The organism is Curtobacterium sp. GD1 (assembly GCF_020882855.1).
Classification (GTDB): domain Bacteria; phylum Actinomycetota; class Actinomycetes; order Actinomycetales; family Microbacteriaceae; genus Curtobacterium.
This window is the reverse complement of record NZ_JAFEVQ010000004.1, coordinates 96,796-118,215: the sequence shown is the minus strand read 5'-3', so window position 1 is coordinate 118,215 and position 21,420 is coordinate 96,796. Positions and strand designations below refer to the sequence as shown.

Annotated in this window: 19 protein-coding genes; 11 read left to right on the top strand and 8 right to left on the bottom strand. The window is 72.7% G+C overall.

Translation table 11 applies throughout. The features are described from left to right. Positions 1–89: 89 nt before the first annotated feature. Both JSX79_RS03730 and JSX79_RS03725 read right to left on the bottom strand, forming a co-directional pair. Positions 90–3,362, bottom strand: coding sequence for an ATP-dependent DNA helicase (locus tag JSX79_RS03730; protein WP_229085197.1), 3,273 nt, complete (start codon positions 3,360–3,362; stop codon positions 90–92). Continuing rightward, positions 3,359–6,514: a UrvD/REP family ATP-dependent DNA helicase gene (locus JSX79_RS03725; RefSeq protein ID WP_229085196.1), complete on the bottom strand. Its 3,156-nt coding sequence runs from the start codon at positions 6,512–6,514 to the stop codon at positions 3,359–3,361. Before JSX79_RS03725 ends, JSX79_RS03730 begins: the two co-directional genes overlap by 4 nt. Before the next feature lie 84 nt (positions 6,515–6,598). Between JSX79_RS03725 and JSX79_RS03720 the strand changes: the two genes are divergently transcribed. Next, complete coding sequence (locus JSX79_RS03720; protein ID WP_070419176.1) at positions 6,599–6,823, top strand: DUF3107 domain-containing protein; 225 nt, start codon at positions 6,599–6,601, stop codon at positions 6,821–6,823. Position 6,824: 1 nt separating this feature from the next. Further along, positions 6,825–7,121, top strand: coding sequence for a hypothetical protein (locus tag JSX79_RS03715; protein ID WP_070416685.1), 297 nt, complete (start codon positions 6,825–6,827; stop codon positions 7,119–7,121). 11 nt (positions 7,122–7,132) lie between these two features. Here JSX79_RS03715 and JSX79_RS03710 read toward each other — a convergent pair whose 3' ends face one another. Beyond that, on the bottom strand, positions 7,133–7,849 hold the full coding sequence (locus JSX79_RS03710; RefSeq protein ID WP_070416686.1) for a ferritin-like fold-containing protein: 717 nt from the start codon (positions 7,847–7,849) through the stop codon (positions 7,133–7,135). 82 nt (positions 7,850–7,931) lie between these two features. Here JSX79_RS03710 and JSX79_RS03705 point away from each other — a divergent pair, with 82 nt between their 5' ends. Continuing rightward, positions 7,932–9,446 (top strand): DEAD/DEAH box helicase, encoded by a 1,515-nt coding sequence (locus JSX79_RS03705; RefSeq protein WP_071294990.1) that lies wholly within the window; start codon positions 7,932–7,934, stop codon positions 9,444–9,446. 82 nt (positions 9,447–9,528) lie between these two features. Here JSX79_RS03705 and JSX79_RS03700 read toward each other — a convergent pair whose 3' ends face one another. Further along, the gene (locus tag JSX79_RS03700; RefSeq protein ID WP_083295020.1) at positions 9,529–10,401 is read right to left on the bottom strand and encodes a PHP domain-containing protein; all 873 of its coding nucleotides are present in this window, start codon (positions 10,399–10,401) and stop codon (positions 9,529–9,531) included. Between the two features lie 70 nt (positions 10,402–10,471). Here JSX79_RS03700 and JSX79_RS03695 point away from each other — a divergent pair, with 70 nt between their 5' ends. Together JSX79_RS03695 and JSX79_RS03690 are read left to right on the top strand one after the other, a co-directional pair. Continuing rightward, positions 10,472–11,956: an aminopeptidase P family protein gene (locus JSX79_RS03695; protein ID WP_229085195.1), complete on the top strand. Its 1,485-nt coding sequence runs from the start codon at positions 10,472–10,474 to the stop codon at positions 11,954–11,956. Between the two features lie 9 nt (positions 11,957–11,965). Then, positions 11,966–12,454: a GNAT family N-acetyltransferase gene (locus JSX79_RS03690; protein WP_092384196.1), complete on the top strand. Its 489-nt coding sequence runs from the start codon at positions 11,966–11,968 to the stop codon at positions 12,452–12,454. 367 nt (positions 12,455–12,821) lie between these two features. On the opposite strand, the gene JSX79_RS03685 is transcribed toward JSX79_RS03690, so the two are convergent. Next, the gene (locus JSX79_RS03685) at positions 12,822–13,790 is read right to left on the bottom strand and encodes a general stress protein (RefSeq protein WP_229085194.1); all 969 of its coding nucleotides are present in this window, start codon (positions 13,788–13,790) and stop codon (positions 12,822–12,824) included. Between the two features lie 104 nt (positions 13,791–13,894). Here JSX79_RS03685 and JSX79_RS03680 point away from each other — a divergent pair, with 104 nt between their 5' ends. The 5 genes from JSX79_RS03680 (at position 13,895) to JSX79_RS03660 (ending at position 19,226) form a co-directional block, all read left to right on the top strand. Then, complete coding sequence (locus JSX79_RS03680) at positions 13,895–15,214, top strand: magnesium transporter MgtE N-terminal domain-containing protein (protein WP_229085193.1); 1,320 nt, start codon at positions 13,895–13,897, stop codon at positions 15,212–15,214. Further along, entirely contained in the window at positions 15,198–15,764 is a 567-nt protein-coding gene (locus JSX79_RS03675) for a DUF1003 domain-containing protein (protein WP_374115141.1), read from the top strand. Before JSX79_RS03680 ends, JSX79_RS03675 begins: the two co-directional genes overlap by 17 nt. Then, positions 15,757–16,917 (top strand): Mrp/NBP35 family ATP-binding protein, encoded by a 1,161-nt coding sequence (locus JSX79_RS03670; protein ID WP_229085192.1) that lies wholly within the window; start codon positions 15,757–15,759, stop codon positions 16,915–16,917. Before JSX79_RS03675 ends, JSX79_RS03670 begins: the two co-directional genes overlap by 8 nt. Before the next feature lie 10 nt (positions 16,918–16,927). Next, a complete protein-coding gene (locus tag JSX79_RS03665) occupies positions 16,928–17,776 on the top strand; it encodes a bifunctional 2-polyprenyl-6-hydroxyphenol methylase/3-demethylubiquinol 3-O-methyltransferase UbiG (protein ID WP_229085191.1) in 849 nt (282 codons plus the stop codon). Between the two features lie 160 nt (positions 17,777–17,936). Then, positions 17,937–19,226 carry a carbohydrate-binding protein gene (locus JSX79_RS03660; RefSeq protein WP_229085214.1) on the top strand — a complete coding sequence of 430 codons (1,290 nt, stop codon included), beginning with the start codon at positions 17,937–17,939 and terminating at the stop codon, positions 19,224–19,226. 81 nt (positions 19,227–19,307) lie between these two features. Here JSX79_RS03660 and JSX79_RS03655 read toward each other — a convergent pair whose 3' ends face one another. Then, positions 19,308–19,676 carry a twin-arginine translocase TatA/TatE family subunit gene (locus tag JSX79_RS03655; RefSeq protein WP_070416695.1) on the bottom strand — a complete coding sequence of 123 codons (369 nt, stop codon included), beginning with the start codon at positions 19,674–19,676 and terminating at the stop codon, positions 19,308–19,310. 64 nt (positions 19,677–19,740) lie between these two features. Here JSX79_RS03655 and JSX79_RS03650 point away from each other — a divergent pair, with 64 nt between their 5' ends. After that, positions 19,741–20,373: an O-methyltransferase gene (locus JSX79_RS03650; protein ID WP_071294984.1), complete on the top strand. Its 633-nt coding sequence runs from the start codon at positions 19,741–19,743 to the stop codon at positions 20,371–20,373. Here the strand turns inward: JSX79_RS03650 and JSX79_RS03645 are convergent. Together JSX79_RS03645 and JSX79_RS03640 are read right to left on the bottom strand one after the other, a co-directional pair. Beyond that, the gene (locus JSX79_RS03645) at positions 20,370–21,128 is read right to left on the bottom strand and encodes an AAA family ATPase (RefSeq protein ID WP_229085190.1); all 759 of its coding nucleotides are present in this window, start codon (positions 21,126–21,128) and stop codon (positions 20,370–20,372) included. The genes JSX79_RS03650 and JSX79_RS03645 overlap by 4 nt on opposite strands. A gap of 102 nt (positions 21,129–21,230) precedes the next feature. Next, the gene (locus tag JSX79_RS03640; protein WP_017887054.1) at positions 21,231–21,401 is read right to left on the bottom strand and encodes a DUF3117 domain-containing protein; all 171 of its coding nucleotides are present in this window, start codon (positions 21,399–21,401) and stop codon (positions 21,231–21,233) included. Positions 21,402–21,420: the final 19 nt, after the last annotated feature.

The following is a 21,420-nucleotide window of genomic DNA, read 5'->3' as shown; positions in this document are numbered from 1 at the left end:
TTCGACGTCGGATTCGTGGTTCGACGTGCGGGCCGGCGTCAGCGCGGCCGGCCGACGCCGAGCCGGCGCCGAGCCGGCGCCGGCCGGCGTCAGCCGATCGCGTCCCGCCAGGCGCGCTCGAGTCCGGCGCGGTCGAGGAGTTCGCGCGGCCGGACCTCGAGGTCGTCGGCCACGAAGTAGAACACCGCGTCGACCTCGTCGATCGGACGCCCGGTGAACTCCGCGTAGGCGACCCGGTACAGCGCGAGCTGCAACTGCCGCTTCGCCAGGTCGTCGTCGCCCGACGGGGCCTTGCCGGTCTTCCAGTCGACGACCTCGGCCCGGCCGTGGATCTCGTACACCGCATCGAGCTTGCAGACGACGCTGTGGCCGAGGAACGGGATGTGGATCTCGCGCTCGACCTCGATCGGTGTCAGCTCCGCCCACCGTGACCGGGCGAAGGTCGCCTGGAAGTCGGCGAGCCGCCGGGCGTCGTCGTCGGTGACCGCGACGTCCGCCGAGGCGTCGACCACGTCGTCCGGGTCGAGGTCGAGTTCGTCCGGCCAGGCGTCGAGCGTCTCGAGCGAACCGCCGCTGCGGGCACGCTGCTCGACCCACTGGTGGAAGAGCGTGCCGAGGCGGGTCGCGCGGTAGGGCCGCTCCGGCATCGGTCGCCGCAGCCGCTCGGCCACGGCGTCCGGTTCGGCCAGGTAGTCCTTGAACCCGGACGCCGGGACGCGGTGCGGGACGACCACCCGGTGCCGGGCCGACCGGTTCGCGGCGCGCTCCGCGAGCAACAGGTCGATGTCGGCGCTGAACCGACCGGCCGCCCCGGGGTTGGCGTTCCGCACGCGGTCGGCGGCGGCGACCACCCGGGCGGCGCGCTGCCCGAACGGCACGTGCGGCCAGGACTGCGTGGCCCCGGCGTCACCGAGGGGGTTCTCCTCGTGCTCGGTCGTCTCGGGGACGGCGGCGGCGGCCACGACACCGGCGTCGACGAGGTCCCGCAGGTACCGACTCGGTTCGGTGGGTCGGACCCCGCCCGCCCAGAACGAGCCGGAGACGAGCAGGTCGTGCTTCGCCCGGGTGAGCGCGACGTAGGTGAGGCGGCGCTCCTCGTCCTCGTTGCGGGCCTTCACCTGTTCCTTGTAGGCGTCGATCGCGAGCGTGACGTCCTTCTGCGTGTCGTGCCCGCGCCAGTCCAGTCGCGGCAGCTCGTCGGCGTCGCCCCGGAACTCGTACGGCAGCCGGCCGAAGCCGATCCACCCGGACGAGCCCTCCAGCGGGCGGGCCGGGAGCGCACCCTCGACCAGTCGGGGAACCGCCACGGCGTCCCACTCGAGGCCCTTCGACCCGTGGATCGTCAGGATCTGCACGGTGCCGGCCTCGGGCTCCTCGGAGCGGGGACCCATGTCGTCACGACGGGCAGCGGCGTCGATCCAGCCGAGGAACGCACCGAGGTCGGCCCGGTCGTCAGTCGTCACGAAGCCCGCGAGCTCGTCGATGAAGGCGTCGAGGAACGCCCCGCTCCCCTGCTCGTGCGCGGCGACCTCGATGTCGAGCCGCATCTCCTGCACGACGAGCGTGACGAAGTCGACGAGGTCGCCGCTGGCCCGGGACCGGAGCGCCTGGAGCTGGCGGCCGAGGTCGCGCATCCGGAGGCGTCCGGTCTCGCTGATGTCGGCGAGCGCGCCGTGCTCGTCCGGGGCGGTGGCGACGAAGTCGAGGGCGTCGACGATCGAGCCGTGCTCCCCCGCGGCGACCGATGCCCGGAAGGCTGCGGTGACGTCGTCGTCGAGTCGCTGCTGGGTGTGGTCGCGGCCGAACAGCCAGCGGGCCAGGGCGTGCAGGGCGGCGATGTCCGCGGCGCCGATCCGCCACCGGGCGCCGGCGAGCAGCCGGATGAGGTCGTTGCCGGCGGCGGGGTCGTGCAGCACGCGGAGGCACGCGACGAGGTCGACGATCTCCGGCCGCTGCAGGAGTCCGCCGGTGCCGAGCACGTGGAACGGCACGCGACGGTCGCCCAGGGCGGCGGTGAACGCGGCGACGTCCTTCCGCGAGCGCAGCAGGAGCGCCATCGACCCCGTCGGGTCGGCGGCGCGGCGCGCGGCGAACCACTCCGCCACGGCGGCGGCCTCGTCCGGGAGGGTCTCCGGGAACACGGCGTGGACCGTCCCGGCGTCCGCCCCGGGTCGGGGGACGAGGCGCTCGACGTCGACCTCGGACGCCTCGGACAGGGGCGCGACGACGGCGTTGGCGCCGGCGAGGACGTCGACCGGGTTCCGCCAGCTGGTGGAGAGCGCGAAGGTGACGGGGCGTGCGGCGTCGGCGCCGTCGTCGGACGTCCCGCCGAAGTCCCGCGGGAACCGGGCGAGGTTGGCGGCGCTCGCCCCACGGAACCCGTAGATGGACTGGTGGGGGTCGCCGACCGCCATCACCGGGTGCCCGCGGAAGAGCCGGGCGAGGAACCGCGTCTGCACGACCGAGGTGTCCTGGTACTCGTCGAGGAGCACGACGCCGTACCGCTGCCGGAGGTCGGTGACGACGCGCGGTGCCGACTCGGCCGCGGCGAGGGCGAGGGCGATCTGGTCGGAGAACTCCACGAACCCGCGGTCCACCTTCTGCCGGCGGAACTCCTCCACCAGGTCGACGAGGGGTTCGAGGGCACCGACCGCGGCGACGGCGTCGGTGATCGCCTTGTACGCGCCGCCGCGGGCGTTCCCCGGCAGCTGGAGCAGCTCGGCGAACTCGATCGCGAACCGACGCAACCGCTCCGGTTCGACGAGGTGCTCGGACACCGCGCCGGCGAGCGAGACGACCGCGGCGGTCACGGTGTCGACGTCGCGGTCGAGCCCGGCCAGCCGGTCATCCCGCGCTGCGACGACGACCCGGCGCGCGAGCTGCCAGGCGGACGGTTCGGTGAGCACCTGGGACTCGCCGTCGCGGCCGACGAGCAGGGCGTTCTCGCGGAAGACCGAGTTGGCGAACGCGTTGTAGGTGGACACCGTCGGCGCCTCGAACGCGTCACCGGCTTCGAGCAGCCCGACGTCCTCGAGCGCGCGGATGCGGTCGTTGATGCGGACCGACAGCTCGCCGGCGGCCTTGCGGGTGAAGGTCAGGCCGAGGATGCCGTCGGGGCGGACCATCCCGTTCGCGAGCAGCCAGACGACCCGCGACGCCATCGTCTCGGTCTTCCCGCTGCCGGCTCCCGCGACGACGAGCGCCGGGGTGAGCGGGGACTCGATGACGGCTCGCTGCTGCGCCGTGGGGCGCGGGCGTCCGAGGGCGTCGGCGATCGCGTCGGCGTCGTGCCGCGGCGGCTCGACGCGGTCCGGATCGGCGGTGCGGGCACCGTCGGGGCCGAGCAGCTGTTCCTCGTTCACCAGGTCACCTCGCCCACGACGTGGATCCGGCACTCGACGCCGGTCCGGGCCTTCTCGCAGTGGTCGTCGACGTTCGCCAGGAAGGTCCGTCCGGCCATGCCCGTCGCCACGGTGTGCAGCCGCTGGCGGTAGGCCTCACGCGCCCCGTCGTCGAACGCCTGCTGCGTCCGCTCGGAGTAGGCACGGCCGCTGCGGGCGTTCTGCACGAACACGAGCCGGGCATCGGCCATCGCCGAGCCGGCGGGGACCCCCTCGACCGCGCCGTCCTCGACCGCGAGCTGGTACGCGCCGAGCTGGGGGTGTTCGGGCATGTCGTTCTTCTCGCTCGGCATCGAGCGCCCGGTCTTGAGGTCGACGACGCTGACCCGGCCGTCCGGGTCGACCTCGATCCGGTCGATGCTGCCGCGCATCCGTGCCGGCCCGGTGACGAGCGCGAACGAGGTCTCGGCGCCGAGCAGTCGGCGTCCGGCACTCGCGAAGGTGCGGAGGTAGTCGCTCAGTCCCTCGATCATGCGACGGGTGCGGGCGCGTTCGCGATCGGCGATCCACGGCGACTCGAACGTCAGCTCGTCCCACCGGCCCTCGACGTGCTGCCACAGGGACTCCACGTCGACGGCGGTGGCGTGCTCCATGGTCTCGTGCACGATCGTCCCGATGCCCATCGCGGGGCTCGGGGCGCTGCCGCCGAAGGTCTGCACGAACCAGTGCACGGGGCACTCCTCGAAGGTGCCGATGCGGGAGGGCGAGACGGACACCGTCGGGGGCACGGGCTCGCCGCCCTCGTGCTCGGGTGCCGGCTCGGCGTCGAGGTCGACGAGGGGGTCGTCGGTCGAGGGCTCGGCGAGCCCGTACCAGTCGTCCGGAGCGGCGCCGGGGACCTCGGCCTCGGCCAGGCGTGCGAGCGCGGACGCGGCCTCGTGGTCGCCCGAGGCCACCACGCGCCGACGGAGCGATCCGGCGAGGCCGCGCAGGGACAGCGGGTGCACGGTCGGCTGCCGGTCGGGCGGCACGGGCACGAGGCGGACGAACGGCGATGGTGCCTCGTCGTCGTTCGCCACCGTCCCGATGATCACCTGGGTGGTGGCGCGGGACACCGCACGGGCGAACAGGCGGAGTTCGTCGGCGATCACGGCGGCGCGGTCGTCGATCGTCTCGTGGTCGATCCCCGCGGCGGCACGGACCAGGCCGTCGGGGTCGAGCAGGCTGCCCCGTACCCGGGTGTTCGGCCAGACGCCGTCCTGCAGCCCGAGCACCACGACGACGTCGCACTCGAGCCCGATCGTGGCCGAGGGGGTGAGCACGCGGACCCGGCCGGCGGTGCGGTCGGGGCCGATCGAGTCCTCGGGCAGGTCGGCGCCGAGCAGGTCGTCGACGAACACCCGCGCGGGGGCGTCCGGCGTACGCTCGACGAACCGCTTCGCCGCGGTGAACAGCCCGACCACGGCGTCGAGGTGCCGGTCGGCCTCGGCCGCACCGACCCCGCCGGCAGCCGACTGGCCGCCCCAGGCGTCGGCGAGCCCGCTCCGTTCCCAGAGGCCCCAGAGGATCTCCTCGATGCTCGCACCGGACTCGGCGTCGTGGTGCGCCTGCACCAGGCTCCGCGCGAGCCGCGTCGCGCGTCGGGCGAACCCGGCGTCGACGGTCGCCAGGCGCTCGGGCGCGCCGAGGGCGTCCACGAGGAGTTCGTCGGCCGTGCGGGTCCCGCCACCGGCGAGTTCTTCCCGCCGCAGCGCGAGGCGGAGTCGCCGCATCGCCAGGGTGTCGAGCCCGCCGAGCGGCCCGGTCGCGAAGGACGTCGCGAGCACCGGGTCGAGCGGGAGGACCCCGAGCGCGACGGCCGCGGCGTCGAGCAGGGACCGCGCCGCGGTGTCGTCGCGGGGTCGGACGGGCGCGGCCCCGGCGGTCGCGGGGACCTCGGCCACGGAGAGCGCACGGACGAGCTCGGGGATCGCGGCACCGCTGCGGGTGACGACGGCCATCCGGTGCCACGGGACGCCGTCGAGCAACCGGTGTTCGCGGAGCCGCCGGGCGATCGCGACGACGAGCGCCGCACGGCTCGCGCCCTCGAGGTGCACGACGGCGTCGGGTCGGGCGTCCGCCGTGGTCGCCACGGCGGTGCGCTGCCGTCCGGCCGCGGCGGCACCGATGCGCGCCGTGATGCCGGAGACGAGCGCGCGGACGGGTGCCGCGTGCCGGTGCACCGTGCCGAGGACCAGCTCGTCGACGCGGTCCACACCGAGCCGGGAGGCCAGGCGGCCGAGCACGTCGGGCTCGGCCCCGCGGAACGCCGACGCGGCGATGTCGGGGTCACCGAAGGCGACGATCTGCACGCCGGAGCGGGCGAGCGCCCCGAGCAGCGCGATCTCCCCCTCGACGAGCTCCTGCGTGTCGTCGACCACGACGAGGCGCAGCGCGGCGACGCTCGCCGGGACCTGCCCCCGCAGGACGGCGGCCGTGGCGTAGGCGACGAGTTCGGCGGCGTCGAGGCTGGTGGCGCGGAACGAGGTCACGGCGGCGCGGTACTCGTCGACGAAGTTCCCGACGGCCCGCCACTCCGGACGCCCGGTGTCGTCCCCCAGTTCGCGCATGTCCTCGGGTTCCACGCCCGCGGCGACCGCCCGCATCATGACGTCGCGCAGGGCGGTGCGGAAGCCGGCGCGTTCGCGGACGACGGCGGTGATCGGTGCCGGCCAGTCCGGACCCGTGCCGTCGGTCTCGTGCCCGTCGAGCAGGTCGGCGATGATGCGGTCCTGCTCGCCACCGGTCAGGAGGGTCGGGGTCTCGAGGCCCTGGACGGCGGCGGCGTGCGCGACGAGCTGGAAGGCCAGCGAGTTCACCGTCCGTGCGAGTGCACCCGGCATCACCCGGTCGACCGAGGCGGCGAGCCGGTCGCGGAGCGCGGTCGCGGCCGTGCGGGCGCTCGTCAGGGCGAGGACGGTGGCGTGACCGTCAGGCGAGATCGCGTCGTCGCGCGTGAGCCGTGCTGCCACCAGCCGCGACAGCGTGGTCGTCTTGCCGGTGCCCGGTGCGCCGATGACCGCGGCGTGCCGGCCGTCCGGCAGCGCGAGCACGGCGGCCTGCGACGGGTCGGACGCCAACGCCCGCGCGACGCCCGTAGCCTCGGGTGCGGGCGTGAGCGTCGTCTGGGGCACCCTCGTACGGTAACCGCAGCGACCGACAGTGCGCCTGCGGCGAACGCCCGATGGCCGTCGGGGCCGCTCGGATACGCTGTGCTCGTGGACATCAAGATCGGCATCACCAACAGCCCGCGCGAGATCGCGTTCGAGACCGCCCAGACCGCCGACGAGATCGAGAAGGCCGTCGCGGCCGCGCTCGACGACAAGGCGACGCACCTCTCGCTGCAGGACGACAAGGGCCGTCGGTTCATCGTCCCCGTCGCGTCCCTCGCCTACGTCGAGGTCGGCGCGGAGGAGTCCCGTCGCATCGGTTTCGTCGCCTGACGTGGAGCTGCTCTTCGCGGTCCTCGGCGGGCTGATCCTCGGGGCCGTCGCGCACGTGGTCCTGCCCTGGCGGTCGAGCCGTGGTTCCCTGCTCGGCCCCGCGGTCGGCGGCATCGTCGCCGCGGTGCTGTGGGAGGCCCTGACCTGGGCCGGCTGGCAGTACGACGCGACCTGGATCTGGGTCGTCGCCCTGGTCGGTGCCGGTGTGGTCGCCCTCGTCGCCGAGTGGGTCCTCGGCAAGCGCCGTACGGCTGCCGACGCGGCGTACTACGAGCGCGTCAAGGCCTCCGGCGCCTGACCCGGGGGCCGTCAGGCCGTCAGGCCGAGCGCGTCCATGCGCCGCGTGTGCGCAGCGATGAGCTCGGTCCAGACCGGCTCGAGCCGTTCCTGGTCCTCACGAGCGTGCGACGCGAGCGCCGACCGGGCCACGAGCAACGTGTCCCCGACGAGCCGCCGTCCCCACATCGCCAGTCGCGACCCGACCTGCGGGTCCTCGGCGATGCGTTCGGTGAGTTCCTCGACGACGGCGGCTTCCTCGCGCGCGTCGAACACGGTCTTCAGGCGCTGCCGGACCTCGGCCGGGAGCGACCGGAGCAGCGAGCCGAACAGGTCGTTGAGGATCCCCGCGGTGACGTAGCCCGTGAGCATCGACTCGTACCAGTCCGCGCCGCTCGTGCGCTCGAGGAAGAGGTCGATCGCCTCGCGGTGGGGGGCCATCAGCGCAGCCGGGTCACCGCCGGTCCGTTCGATCTCGGCGACGATGGCGCGGTGCCGTTCGAGCGCCGTCGTCGCGAGCACGCCCGTGACGAGCCGTCCGGACAGGGTCGGCGCACCGGCCCCGGCGCGGCCCATCGTCTCGTAGAGGGAGAGTTCGAGGTACGCCGCCTGGCCCAGGTAGACGTCCAGCTCGGGGCTGACGTCGTCCAGCTGCAGACGTTCCACGGGCGAGGCGTTCCGCGGGTTCCGCGACGCGAGCCACGCGGACGCGAGCTCCGCCGCGCGCTTCCGGTTCCACCACGACACCACGGCTCCAGCATAGGGGCCTGGAGAACCGAGCCCGACCCGCCGGTAGACTGGTCGGGACTTCCACCAGAACTAAGGTGATTCTTTGACTTTCGCAGACCTCTCCATCGAGCAGGACATCGTCGACGCGCTCGCGACGAAGGGCATCCTCGAGCCCTTCCCGATCCAGCAGCAGACGATCCCGCTCGCCCTCACCGGCCAGGACATCATCGGCCAGGCCAAGACGGGTACGGGCAAGACCTTCGGCTTCGGCCTCCCCCTCATCCAGCGCCTCGGAGCCGACCCGGCGCCCGGCGTCAAGGCCCTCGTCGTCGTGCCGACCCGCGAACTCGCGGTCCAGGTGACCGAGGACCTCGAGCTCGCCACCTCGAACCGCCCGACGACCATCGCGGCGATCTACGGCGGCAAGGCGTACGAGGGGCAGATCGAGCAGCTCAAGGCCGGCGCCCAGATCGTCGTCGGCACCCCCGGGCGCCTGATCGACCTGCAGCGCCAGCGCCTGCTCGACCTGTCGCACGTGCAGGAGGTCGTCCTCGACGAGGCCGACCGCATGCTCGACCTCGGGTTCCTGTCGGACATCGAGCGCATCTTCCAGGCCATCCCCGAGGTGCGGCACACGATGCTGTTCTCGGCGACGATGCCCGCGCCGATCGTGGCGCTCGCCCGCCGCTTCATGAGCCGCCCGGTGCACATCCGCGCGACCGACCCCGACGAGGGTCTGATGCAGGCGAACATCAAGCACCTCATCTACCGCGCGCACTCGCTCGACAAGGACGAGGTCATCGCCCGCATCCTGCAGGCCGAGGGGCGCGGCAAGACCGTGATCTTCACCCGCACGAAGCGTGCCGCCGCGAAGCTCGTCGAGGAGCTCAAGGACCGCGGGTTCAACGCCGCAGCGGTGCACGGCGACCTCAACCAGGAGCAGCGCGAGCGTGCCATGGCCGCCTTCAAGGCCGGCAAGCGTGACGTGCTGATCGCCACCGACGTCGCGGCCCGCGGCATCGACGTGGACGACGTCACGCACGTGATCAACCACACCATCCCGGACGACCCGGACACCTACCTGCACCGTGCCGGGCGCACCGGCCGTGCGGGCAAGACCGGCATCGCGGTCACGTTCGTCGACTGGGACGACCTGCACAAGTGGACGCTGATCGACAAGGCGCTCGAGTTCGGCATCCCCGAGCCCGTCGAGACCTACTCGTCGTCGCCGCACCTGTTCGAGGAACTCGACATCCCGGCCGGCACCAAGGGCCGTCTGCCCGGCGCTTCGGCGCACGCGGCATCGGCCGGCGGCCCCGCCGAGAAGCAGTCGGGCGACCGTCCGCGCAGCGGCTCGCGTCCGCCCCGCACCCGGACGCGGTCCGGCTCGGGTTCGGCATCCGGTTCCGGCAACGGCTCGGGAGGCGCGGCACGGTCCGCCTCGCAGCCTGCGGACGCCGAGTCCCCGGCCCAGTCCGGTGGTGCCGAGGGCGCACCGGCCGACGGTTCGACGGACGGCGCCGCGAAGCGTCGTCGTCGGCGTCGCCGCCGCGGGAGCGGCAGCGGCTCGTCCGAGGCGACCGCCTCGGCGCCGCAGGGATCGTCGGACGGCGAGTAGCGCCTCCAGGCCGTCACCGAAGGGTCCGTCGCCGACGCGACGGGCCCTTCGTCGTCCCCACCTGGCGGAGCGGCCGCGCTGGTCAGGCCAGGCGGGAGCCGACGCCGACGACGGGCGCGCTGCCGGTCGCCTCGGAGCGGATGGCGTCGAACGCCGCCAACGCCGTGCGGTGCTCGCCCAGCCGGTTCGGCTTGCCCGTGCCGTGGTAGTCACTCGACCCGGTGACGAACAGGCCGTACCGCGTCGCCCAGTCGAGCAGGGTGCGCTTGCCGTGAGCGAGGTTCTCGCGGTGGTCGACCTCGAGCCCGCCGAGCCCGGCCTCGACCAGTTCGCGGAGCATCGGCTCGTCGATCACGATCCCCCGCGACGACGCGGCGGGATGGGCGATGACGGGGACGCCGCCGGCCTGTCGGATGAGCTCGACGCCCCGGAGCGGGGACGGCGCCTCGTGCGGCTCGTAGTACCCGGAGGCCGGGTGCAGGATCCCCCGGAACGCCGCGCTGCGGTCGGCCTCGAGCCCGCGAGCGACGAGGGCGTCGGCGATGTGCGGGCGGCCGATCGTGGCCCCGTCGCGGGACTGCGCGAGCACGTCGTCCCAAGTGATCGGGTGGTCGCGGCCGATGCGGTCGACCATCCGGCGGGCCCGGGCGAGGCGTCCGTCGCGGATCCGTTCGGTCTCGGCGACGAGCGCCGGGTCGGCGGGGTCGACCAGGTAGCCGAGGACGTGCACGCTGCGGTAGCCGACGCGGGTGCTCAGTTCGAGACCCGGGAGGAGCGTGACCGGCAGGTCGCGGACGGTCGCCGTGGCCTCGTCCCACCCCGCGGTCGTGTCGTGGTCCGTCAGCGCGACGGCGTCCAGTCCGGCGGCTGCTGCCGCCCGGACGAGGTCCGCGGGTCGCTCGGTGCCGTCGGAGACGCTCGAGTGCGCGTGCAGGTCGATGAACGGATCGGGCACGTCGACAATGCTATCCACAGGTGAGCGGGCGCACAGGCCGCGGAGCGACGGGCGGTGCGATGATGGGTGCATGTCCGACACCACGCCCCGCGCGACGAGCAACCGTTCCACCACCCCCGGATCCTCGACGTTCAAGGACTACATCGGCTCGCAGTGGGCCGATCGTGACCGTCCGCTGCCCGAGCCCCGCGAGCAGGCTGCCTTCGCTGCCGAACGCCGCGCGAAGCTCTCCGAGCTGCACCCGGGCCGGACGATCGTCGTACCGTCCGGCCAGGCCAAGGTGCGATCGAACGACTGCGACTACCCGTTCCGCCCGCACTCCGCGTTCGCGCACCTGACCGGCTGGGGCACCGACACCGTCGTCGGCTCCGTGCTCGTCATGACGCCGAACGGCTCCGGGCACGACGCCACGCTGTACTTCCGCGCGACCGCCGGGCGCGACTCCGAGGAGTTCTACGCCAACCCCGAGATCGGGGAGTTCTGGGTCGGCCCGCGCCCCTCGCTGGACGAGGTCTCGGCGGACCTCGGTCTCGCGACCGCCGACCTCGGCGCGTTCGACGCAGTGCGCGCCGGACTCGACGCCTCGGCCCTCGTCGTGCGCGACGCCGACACCGACCTCACCCGTGGGCTCGACGACCGGATCGGCAGCGCCGTCGGTGGCGCGCCCGAGGCCGACGGCGTGCCCGCGACGGACGACGCCCTCGCCCGTGACCTCTCCGAGCTGCGCCTCGTGAAGGACGCGTACGAGGTCAACGAGCTCCGGAAGGCCGTGAACGCGACCAAGGCCGGCTTCGACGACGTCATCGCCGACTTCGACGCGGTCCTGGCGCACCCCCGCGGCGAGCGCATCGTCGAGGGCACGTTCAACCGCCGTGCCCGTGCCGACGGCAACACCGTGGGCTACGACACGATCGCCGCCTCCGGCCACCACGCCTGCATCCTGCACTGGACCCGCAACGACGGTGCCGTCGAGCCGGGCGACCTGATCCTCATCGACGCCGGGGTCGAGGTCGACTCGTTCTACACGGCCGACATCACCCGCACGCTCCCGGTGAGCGGCACCTTCACCGACGTGCAGCGCCTCGTGTACGAAGCCGTGCTCGAGGCGGCGGACGCGGCCTTCGCCATCGTGAAGCCCGGCATCACCTTCCGTCAGGTGCACGCCACCGCGATGGAGGTCATCGCCCGCAAGACCGCCGAGTGGGGCTTCCTGCCCGGCAGCGCCGAGGAATCGCTCCAGCAGGACAACCAGTTCCACCGTCGCTACATGGTGCACGGCACGAGCCACCACCTCGGCCTCGACGTGCACGACTGCGCGAAGGCCCGGCGTGAGATGTACATCGACGGCACCGTGCAGGCCGGCATGGTCTTCACGATCGAGCCCGGCCTGTACTTCCAGCAGGACGACCTCACCGTGCCCGAGGAGTTCCGCGGCATCGGCGTCCGCATCGAGGACGACATCCTCGTGACCGAGGACGGCGCCGAGAACCTGTCCGTCGGCATCCCCCGGACCCCCTCGGAAGTGGAGGGGTGGATCGCCCGCTCCGGCCGCTAGCCTGAGCGGGTGACGACACCGGAGGTCTCCCCCAGCCCCAGCGAGAGCGCGTTCTCGATCGACGTCGAGCACTTCGACTCCCCCGACGCCCAGCGGCTCCGCGCCGCCCAGCGCCTGGAGATCGACCGTGCGTACGGCGGCGACACCGAACCCGGCGACAAGCCGACGGCGGACTCCATCGCGGTGTTCTTCCTCGCGCGGGACGACGACGGCACGCCGCTCGGCTGCGGCGGGCTGCGGGTCGTGCAGGACGGCATCACCGAGATCAAGCGGATGTACGTCCGGCCGGAGTCCCGGGGTGCCGGTGTCGCGGCGGCGCTGCTGCGTCGGTTGGAGGACGCTGCGCTCGACCTCGGGTCGCCGGCGCTCGTGCTGGAGACCGGGAACGAGCAGAAGCGTGCGATCGGGTTCTACGAGCGCGAGGGGTTCACGCGCATCGCGAACTTCGGGCCGTACGTCGGGGTCCCGACCTCGATCTGCTACTCGAAGGTCCTCTAGCCCGGGCTCCGAGCGGGCGAAGTACGTCCCGCTCGCAGCACCTCGGCGGCCGTTCCCGCCCGCTCGACGACCTGCGCGCGGCGTGTCCCGCCCGCTCGACGACCCGCGCGCGGCGTGTCCCGCCCGCTCGACGACCCGCGCGCGGCGTGTCCCGCCCGCTCGACGATCCGCGCGCGGCGTGTCCCGCCCGCTCGACGATCCGCGAGCGGGACGGACGCCGCCGAGGTCACGGGAACGGCCGCTCCCCGCGACGGGGAACGACCGTTCGTGCGACCTCGGCGGACGTGAGCGGCGCGTCGAGCGACCTCGGCGGACGTGAGCGGCGCGTCGTGCGACCCCGGCCCCGAGCTCGGCGGCCGCCAGCGCCTCAGCGCGACTCGTCGTCCTTCGGGGGCGCGGACTCCGCGGACTCGGCGGAGCTCGGCGCCGGCGGCGTCGCCCCGGTCACCCGCTCCCCGTAGCGCGGCGGCTCCTCCGCACGCGGCTGCTGTGCGGACGCGGGCGCTGCCGGCGCGGGAGCGGTCGCCGGGGTCTCCCCGTAGCGCGGCCCCTCGTTCGTGCCGTACCGCGGCGTCCCCGTCTGCGCGCCGGAGGGCGGCGTGCCGGGCTGCTGCGCGCCTCCTGGCTGGTGGTGCGGTGTGGCGTGCCCACCGTACGGCGATCCCTGCTGACCGGCGCCCCACCCGCCACCGGACCCGGCCGACTGCCCGCCGGACCCGGGAGCACCGGAGCCGGAACCGGGACCCGGACGCCACGGCTGCTGCGGCGGCTGCCCCTGGAACCCGGCCCCCGGCCCGCTCTGCGGTCCCGGTGCACCCGGCGTACCGGGGTTCCAGTGCGTGGTGGGGGCGAGCCCGGCCTCACCGAGGATGCGACGGGCCTGACCCACGAGCTGCGGCTCGACGACGATCTGGTAGTTCGTCGCGAGGACCTGGTGCACGCTCGTGAAGTCCCGCTGCCGCTTCGTGATCGCGAACGAGACGATGCCGTAGAGCATGCCGAACGCCGCACCGATGATGGCGGCGGCGAGGATGAGGCCACCGGCACTCGGCGAGAAGAGCGTCAGCACGATGCCGAAGAAGATGCCGAGCCAGAGGCCGGACAGCGCGCCGGCGATCGCCGCACGGCCGTACGTCATCTTGCCGGTGACGCGCTCGACGGTCTTGAGGTCGTTGCCGACGATCGAGAGCTGGTTGACCGGGAAGTCGGCCTCGGCGAGCTTCGCCACCACGCGCTGGGCGTCGGGGTAGCTGTCGTAGGTGCCGAGGACGTCGCCCTTGGGCAGCGTCGGGAAGGCCTGGGCGGTCCGGCCGCCGAACGGGCTCTGATTGCTCACACAGCCATCATTCACCGCACACCTTGCAATCGCACGTGCACTCTCAGGGAAGCCGCCGACCGCCACGGCGGATCCGGCCAGACGCACCGACTACGCTGGGTCGGGTGAGCGCCACGAAGGTCTTCGTCGCCCGCCTCGCCGGGTGCTCCGTCTTCGACCCCGCGGGAGACCGCGTCGGCCGCGTCCGAGACGTCCTGGTGGTGTACCGCCGGGCCGATCCGCCGCACGTCGTCGGTCTCATCGTCGAGGTCCCGGGCAAGCGCCGGATCTTCGTGAGCATCGGCCGCATCACCTCGATCGGTGCCGGGCAGGTCATCACGACCGGCCTCGTGAACATGCGCCGCTTCGAGCAGCGCGGTGGCGAGGTCCGGGTGATCGCGGAGATGCTCGGCCGCAAGGTCCTCATCAAGAAGGAGCGCATCCGCGCCACCATCGAGGACGTCGCGATCGAGGACCGCGGGCAGGGCGACTGGAAGGTGTCGCAGCTCTTCCTCCGCAAGCCGAAGACCACACCGTCCCCGTTCGGCAAGGGCCCGACGACGTTCGCGACCTGGAACGAGGTCACCGAGGACGAGCTCCCCGGCGAGGCCCAGTCAGCCGAACACGTGATCGCCGCCTACTCCGACCTGCTGCCGGCCGACCTGGCGTCGACGCTGCTCGACCTGCCGGAGGAGCGGCGGTTCGAGGTCGCCGAGGAACTCCCCGACGACCGGCTCGCCGACGTGCTCGAGGAGATGCCCGACCAGCAGCGGATCGAGATCCTCACCCGGCTCGTCGACTCCCGTGCGGCCGACGTGCTCGACCACATGCAGCCGGACGACGCGGCCGACGTCCTCGCGCAGTTCTCCGACGAGCGCAGCGAGGCCCTCCTCCAGCTCATGGAGCCGGAAGAGGCGCAGGACGTCCGCATGCTCCTCGAGTACGAGCCCGACACCGCCGGTGGTCTCATGACGACCGAACCGGTGATCGTCTCCGCCGACGCCACCGTCGCCGAGGGGCTCGCACTCGTCCGCCGTCACGAACTCGCGCCGGTGCTCGGCGCCGCCGTCTGCGTGACGCTGCCGCCCTACGAGCCGCCGACCGGCCGGTTCCTCGGCCTCGTGCACTTCCAGCGGATGCTCCGCTACCCGCCGAACGAACGACTCGGCACGCTCATCGACCAGCAGACCGACCCGGTCCGCGTCGACGCGAGCGCGGCAGAGGTCACGCGCATCATGGCGACCTACAACCTGCTGTCCGTCCCCGTGGTCGACGATGCCCACCGTCTCGTCGGGGTGGTGACGATCGACGATGTCCTCGACCACGTCCTGCCGGACGACTGGCGAAGTCAGGGCGAGGGGGAACCCTCACCGCTTCCGCGCCAACGCCCACGCAGGACGCCCGTGACGACGGGAAGGAGGACCACCCGTGGCCCGAACGGATGACAACCGCCGCGATCGCGAGCGGACCGATGCTCGACTCGACTCCCCCAAGGGCATGCGCACCCGCGTCCTGCCGACCCGGCGCCGAGGTCGCGGTGACGCCTTCGGTCGCGCGACCGAGGGCATCGCGCGTGCGATGGGAACGCCCTGGTTCCTCGTCGGCCTGACCCTGTTCTGCGTCGTCTGGATGGGCTACAACACGCTCGCCCCGAAGCCCTGGCAGTTCGACTCCGCGGCGATCGGCTTCACGGCCCTGACGCTCGTGCTGTCCCTGCAGGCGTCGTACGCGGCACCGCTCATCCTGCTCGCCCAGAACCGGCAGGACGACCGCGACCGCGTGCAGTTCGAGCAGGACCGGCAGCGCGCCGAGCGGAACCTCGCCGACACCGAGTACCTCGCCCGCGAGGTCGTGGCGCTCCGCCTGGCGATGCGGGACATGGCGTCGAAGGACTTCATCCGCGCCGAGATCCGCTCGCTGCTCGAGGAACTCGACCGGCGTGACGCCGAGGACGCCGGCTTCGCCGACGAGTCCGGCACGACGGCCCGTGGCTGACGGCGGCCGGTCGGACGAGCAGCTGGGCAGCGCGGTCCTCGCCGCGCTCGGCCGCGTGATCGACCCCGAGATCCGCCGGCCCGTCACGGAGCTCGACATGATCCGTGGTGTCGACGTGCAGCCAGGAGGCGCGGTGCGCGTCGACCTGCAGCTCACGATCGTCGGGTGCCCGGCCGCCGACACCATCGAGCGCGACGTGCGCGCGGCCGCCGGTTCCGTGGACGGCGTCTCGAGCGTGGCGGTGGACGTGTCCGTGATGGCCCCGGCGACGCGTGCCGCGCTCACCGAACGCCTCCGCGCGGGGAGACCCCGGGGCGTGCAGTTCACCCCGGACTCGCTCACCCGGGTGATCGCGGTGACGAGCGGCAAGGGCGGCGTCGGCAAGTCGACGGTCACCGTGAACCTCGCCGCCGCCCTCGCGGCCCGCGGGCAGCGCGTGGGCATCGTGGACGTCGACGTGCACGGCTTCAGCGTCCCCGGGCTGATGGGGCTCACCGACGCCGCGGGAGTGGCCCCTCGCCCGACCCGGGTCGACAGCATGATCCTGCCGCCGGTCGCGCACGACGTGAAGGTCGTCTCGATCGGCATGTTCGTGGACGACGTCTCGACCGCGGTGTCCTGGCGCGGTCCGATGCTGCACCGCACCGTCTCGCAGTTCCTCACCGACGTGTACTTCGGCGACCTCGACGTGCTCCTGCTCGACCTGCCGCCCGGTACCGGTGACGTGGCGATCTCGGTCGGCCAGCTGCTCCCCCACGCCGAGGTCCTGGTCGTCACCACGCCCCAGGCGGCCGCTGCCGACGTGGCCGAACGGAGCGGGATCGTCGCCCGGCAGACCGGGCAGCGGGTGATCGGCGTCGTCGAGAACATGGCGGGCCTCGTGCAACCCGACGGGTCGGTGCTGCACCTCTTCGGCGAGGGCGGTGGCGCCGAGACCGCCCGCCGGCTCTCCCGCGACCAGGACACCGCCGTCCCGGTGCTCGGCAGCGTGCCGTTGTCCGTGCCGCTCCGCGAGGGCGGCGACGCCGGCGTCCCGGTGGTGCTCGGCGATCCCGAGGACCCGGCGGCGGTGGCGCTGGCGGCGATCGCGGACCGCATCGGCACGATGGGACGGGGGCTGTCCGGCCGGAAGCTCGGGCTGTCGCTGTCGTAGGGTCGGGTGCATGAGCACTGATCACGTCAGCGTCGACTGGGAGCAGGCCCGCGACACCAACCGCGCGAACTGGGACGACCGGGTGCCCATCCACGAGGGCGCCTACGAGATCGACGCCCTGACCGACCCGGACCACCGCTCGACCGTCGTCCGCGACGACCTGCCCGCGCTGCGGCCGTGGCTGCCGGACGGCTCCCTCGCCGGACTCGACCTCTGCCACCTGCAGTGCCACATCGGCACGGACACGGTCTCGCTCGCGCGTGAGGGCGCCCGCGTCACCGGCGTCGACTTCTCGCCCGCGGCGCTCGCCTCGGCCGCCGGGCTGTCGGCGCGCCTCGGCCTCGACGTGACCTGGGTCGAGACGGACGTCCTCGACGCCCGGGCCGCGGTGGTGGGCGACTTCGACGTCGTCTACACGAGCATCGGGACGATCTGCTGGCTCGACGACCTCGACCGGTGGGCCGCCCAGGTCGCAGCACTCCTGCGACCGGGCGGCGTGTTCTTCATCCGCGACGGCCACCCCGCGCTGTACGCGCTCGACGAGGACGCCGACGGGCTCGTCACCCGCTACCGGTACTTCGCGGACGGCTCCGCCCAGCAGTGGGACGACGCCGGCACCTACGCCGGCGACGGCACGGTGTCGAACACCCGCACCTACGAGTGGCCGCACCCGCTGTCGGAGATCGTGAACGCCCTGCTCGGCGCCGGGCTCCGGCTGCGCAGATTCGACGAGGGTCGGACGCTGCCGTGGCGGTTCAGCCCGCGCATGGTCGACACCGGGGACGGCTCGTGGGAGTGGCCCGGCGAGGACCGCGACCGCCTCCCCACGACCTTCACGATCGTCGCGTCGAAGGACTGATCCGCCAGCCGATCGACGCTGCCTGTACGTCCTTTCATGGACAGGTCGTTCCACCGCGGAGCAATATGCAGGGGTATTCCACAATGCTCCTGCGGAATCGGGTCCGCAGGGGCTCCACCCGTGTCCGGCAACGCCGCCGGACCGAGGACAGGAGAACCGTGTGAACAGCAGGACCAGACTCAGGATCGGACTCGTCGCGGCCCTCGCGGCTGCGCTGGCGGGCGGGTCCGTCGCAGCAGCACCGGCCATGGCGGCCACACCGGCGTGCGCCACCGCGTGGAGCGCGGGCACCGCGTACAGCGGCGGCGCGACGGTGAGCGAGAGCGGCACGAACTACACCGCGAACTGGTGGACGCAGGGCGACGACCCCGCGACCCACTCCGGCGCGACCGGCAGCGGCCAGCCCTGGACCTCCACGGGGGCCTGCGCCGGCACCGGCGGCGGCGGTACGACCAACCCGGGCGGCGGCACCACCACCCCGGGCACCGGCGGCAGCGGCGGGACGGCGAAGGGCCTGGTCTTCAGCCCCTACAAGGACGTCACCGTGAACCTCGACTGGAACACGAACGTGATGAACACCGCCGTCACCGGCACGCGCATCCCGGTCGTCGGGTCGAGCAACAGCCTGGTGTCCACCCGGGAGCCGGGCCTCAAGGCGATCACCCTCGCGTTCGCCACCGGTACCTGCGGCAGCGAGAACTGGGGCGGTGTCGCCGCGGACGCCTTCGCGAACGCCAACATCCCGAAGCTCGACGCCGCGGGCGTGAACTACATCGTGAGCACCGGCGGTGCGGCGGGCTCGTTCAAGTGTTCGGGCACCGCGCTGCAGAGCTTCATCGCCCGGTACGCCACCCCGCACATGATCGGCGTCGACTTCGACATCGAGAGCGGGCAGTCCGCCGCCGACGTGCAGAACCTCGTCAACGCCGCAGCGCTCGCGCAGTCGAAGTACCCGGGGATGCGGTTCTCGTTCACCCTCGCGACCCTGGCCGCCAGCGACGGGAGCTTCGGCGGCCTCAACAGCACCGGTGACGCCACGGTCAAGGCCATCAAGGCATCGAGCCTGACGAACTACACCGTCAACCTCATGACGATGGACTTCGGCCGCGCGACGACCGCGAACTGCGTCCTGTCCGGATCGACCTGCGAGATGGGCAAGTCCTCGATCCAGGCCGTCACGAACCTCGAGCACACGTACGGCATCGCACCGTCGAAGATCGAGGTCACCCCGATGATCGGCGTGAACGACGCCTCCGACGAGGTCTTCACCCTCGCCGACGTGGACACGCTGTCCGCCTACGCGAAGGCGAACGGGCTCGCCGGGGTCCACTACTGGTCCCTCGACCGTGACACCCCGTGCTCCTCGACGACGGCGATGTCCACCTGCAGCTCGGTCCCGAGCGCGCCGGCCCTCGCGTGGACGGACCGCTTCCTGGCCGACCTGCAGTAGTCGCCACCACTTAAGGGACTGGAGGCGCGGTGCCAGCTGGCACCGCGCCTCCAGTCCGTCATCGGCTCACGTGACGTCGTGTCAGGTCGCTTCGGCGTCGAACGGTGCGGCCTCGCCGACGGCGAGCGGCACCACGGGTGCCGTCGCGCGCACCTTCGACGCGGTCACCTGCGCGGTCTGCACCGCAGCGGCGCTGCTGCCGGAGTCGAGCAGCGCATCACGGATGATCCGGCGGGGATCGTACTGCCGCGGGTCGAGCTTCTGCCAGTCGACCTCGTCGAACTCGGGACCCATCTCGTCGCGCATCCGGTCCTTCGCGGTGTCGGCGAAGCGGCGGACGGCCTTGACGAACTCGGCGAGCTTCTGGGCGTACTGCGGGAGTCGCTGCGGACCGAGCAGGAGGACGCCGATGATCCCGATCACCAGGAACTTCTCGAAGCCGTCGAACACGGTACGAGCGTAACCCGTCCACACCCCGGAGCACCCGTAGAGTTGTCACCCGAACGGAGTGTGCGTGTCAGAGAAAGAGTCGAACTGGAAGTTCGCCGAGGACATCGTCTCGGAGTCCGAGGTGATCGCCCGAGCCAGGGAGCACTCCCTCGAACTCGGGGTCGAGGCGATCTCCCCCGCCATCGGCGCACAGATCGGGGTCGTCGCGGCCGCCTCGCGCGCCACGAGCATGATCGAGATCGGCACCGGCCTGGGGGTGTCCGGGCTGTACCTGCTCGGCGGCGCACCGTCCGCCACGCTCACCACGATCGACATCGAGGTCGACCACCAGCAGTACGCCCGTGACGCGTACATCGCCGCGGGCACCGCCCCCGCCCGGATCCGGCTCATCCCGGGTCGGGCGAACCAGGTGCTGCCGCGCATGAACGAGGCCTCGTACGACGTCGTCCTCGTCGACGCCGACCCGGAGCACGTCATCGAGTACGTGGAGCACGGACTGCGGCTCGCTCGGCTCGGCGGGACCGTCCTCGTGCCGCACGCGCTCTGGCGGGGCCGGGTGGCCGACCCGGTGAAGCGGGACCGGGCGACGACCGACTTCCGGCTGCTGCTCACCGAGGTGTCGACGTCGGGCGCGGTCATCAGCGCGCTCTCCCCCGCCGGAGACGGACTGCTGCAGATGACGAAGGTCTCCGCTTAGTCGGTGTCGTCTCGGTCGGAGTCGTCGTGCCCGAGGTGGCGCAGGTAGCGCTCCGGGGACTCGAGGAACGACCGCTGGTGCCGGACGAGGTCGAGGTCGGTCCACTCCGTGCGCCGCAGACCCCACTCGCCGACCTCGTGGATCGTCGCGCCGGGGAAGGCTGCGAGCACCGGTGAGTGCGTCGACATGAGCACCTGCCCGACGCCGCTCTCGACGATCGACTGCAGCAGGCCGATGAGTGCCAGGCAGCCGGAGAACGACAGCGCGGACTCGGGTTCGTCGAGGATCCACAGCCCGGGCCACCGCGCACGGTCGATCACGAAGTCGAGGAAGGACTCGCCGTGGCTGCGCTCGTGGAAGACCGGCTCCGGCCGAGACAGGTTCGGGTGTTCCTCGAGGTAGGTGAAGAACCCGTGCATGGTCTCCGCCCGCAGGAAGAACCCGCCGCGCGGCGCCCCGAAGTCACGACGGATGGCGATGTGTTCGCACAGGTCGGACTCGGAGGCGCGGGTCGAGTGCTGCGATCCGGTGCCGCCGCCCTCCGGCCCCATGCCGAACTGCAGCGCGATGGCCTCGACGATGGTGGACTTGCCGACGCCGTTCTCCCCGACGAACACCGTCACGGGGTCGAGGTCGAGCCCCTCGTCGAGGAGCTGCCGGACGGGGGCGAGGGTGGCGGGCCAGACGTCGCGGGGCATCGGGTCGGGGTCGCAGTACTCCTCGACGCGACGGATCGGCAGGTGGGTCCTCGGCACGGAGCCCATCCTGCCGTGCCACGCCGACATCAGCGCAGGGCGGACGGACGGAGGGCCCGGAGCGTACGCGCTCCGGGCCCTCCGTTCTGGTGCGTCGACGTACTAGGCCGAGACGACCTCGGCGAGTGCGTCGTGGAGTTCCTTGGCCTCGGCATCGTTGACCGAGACGACCAGGCGGCCTCCACCTTCGAGCGGAACCCGCACGATGATGAGTCGACCCTCCTTAACAGCCTCCATCGGCCCGTCACCGGTCCTCGGCTTCATGGCTGCCATCAGATGTCCCCTTTCGTGC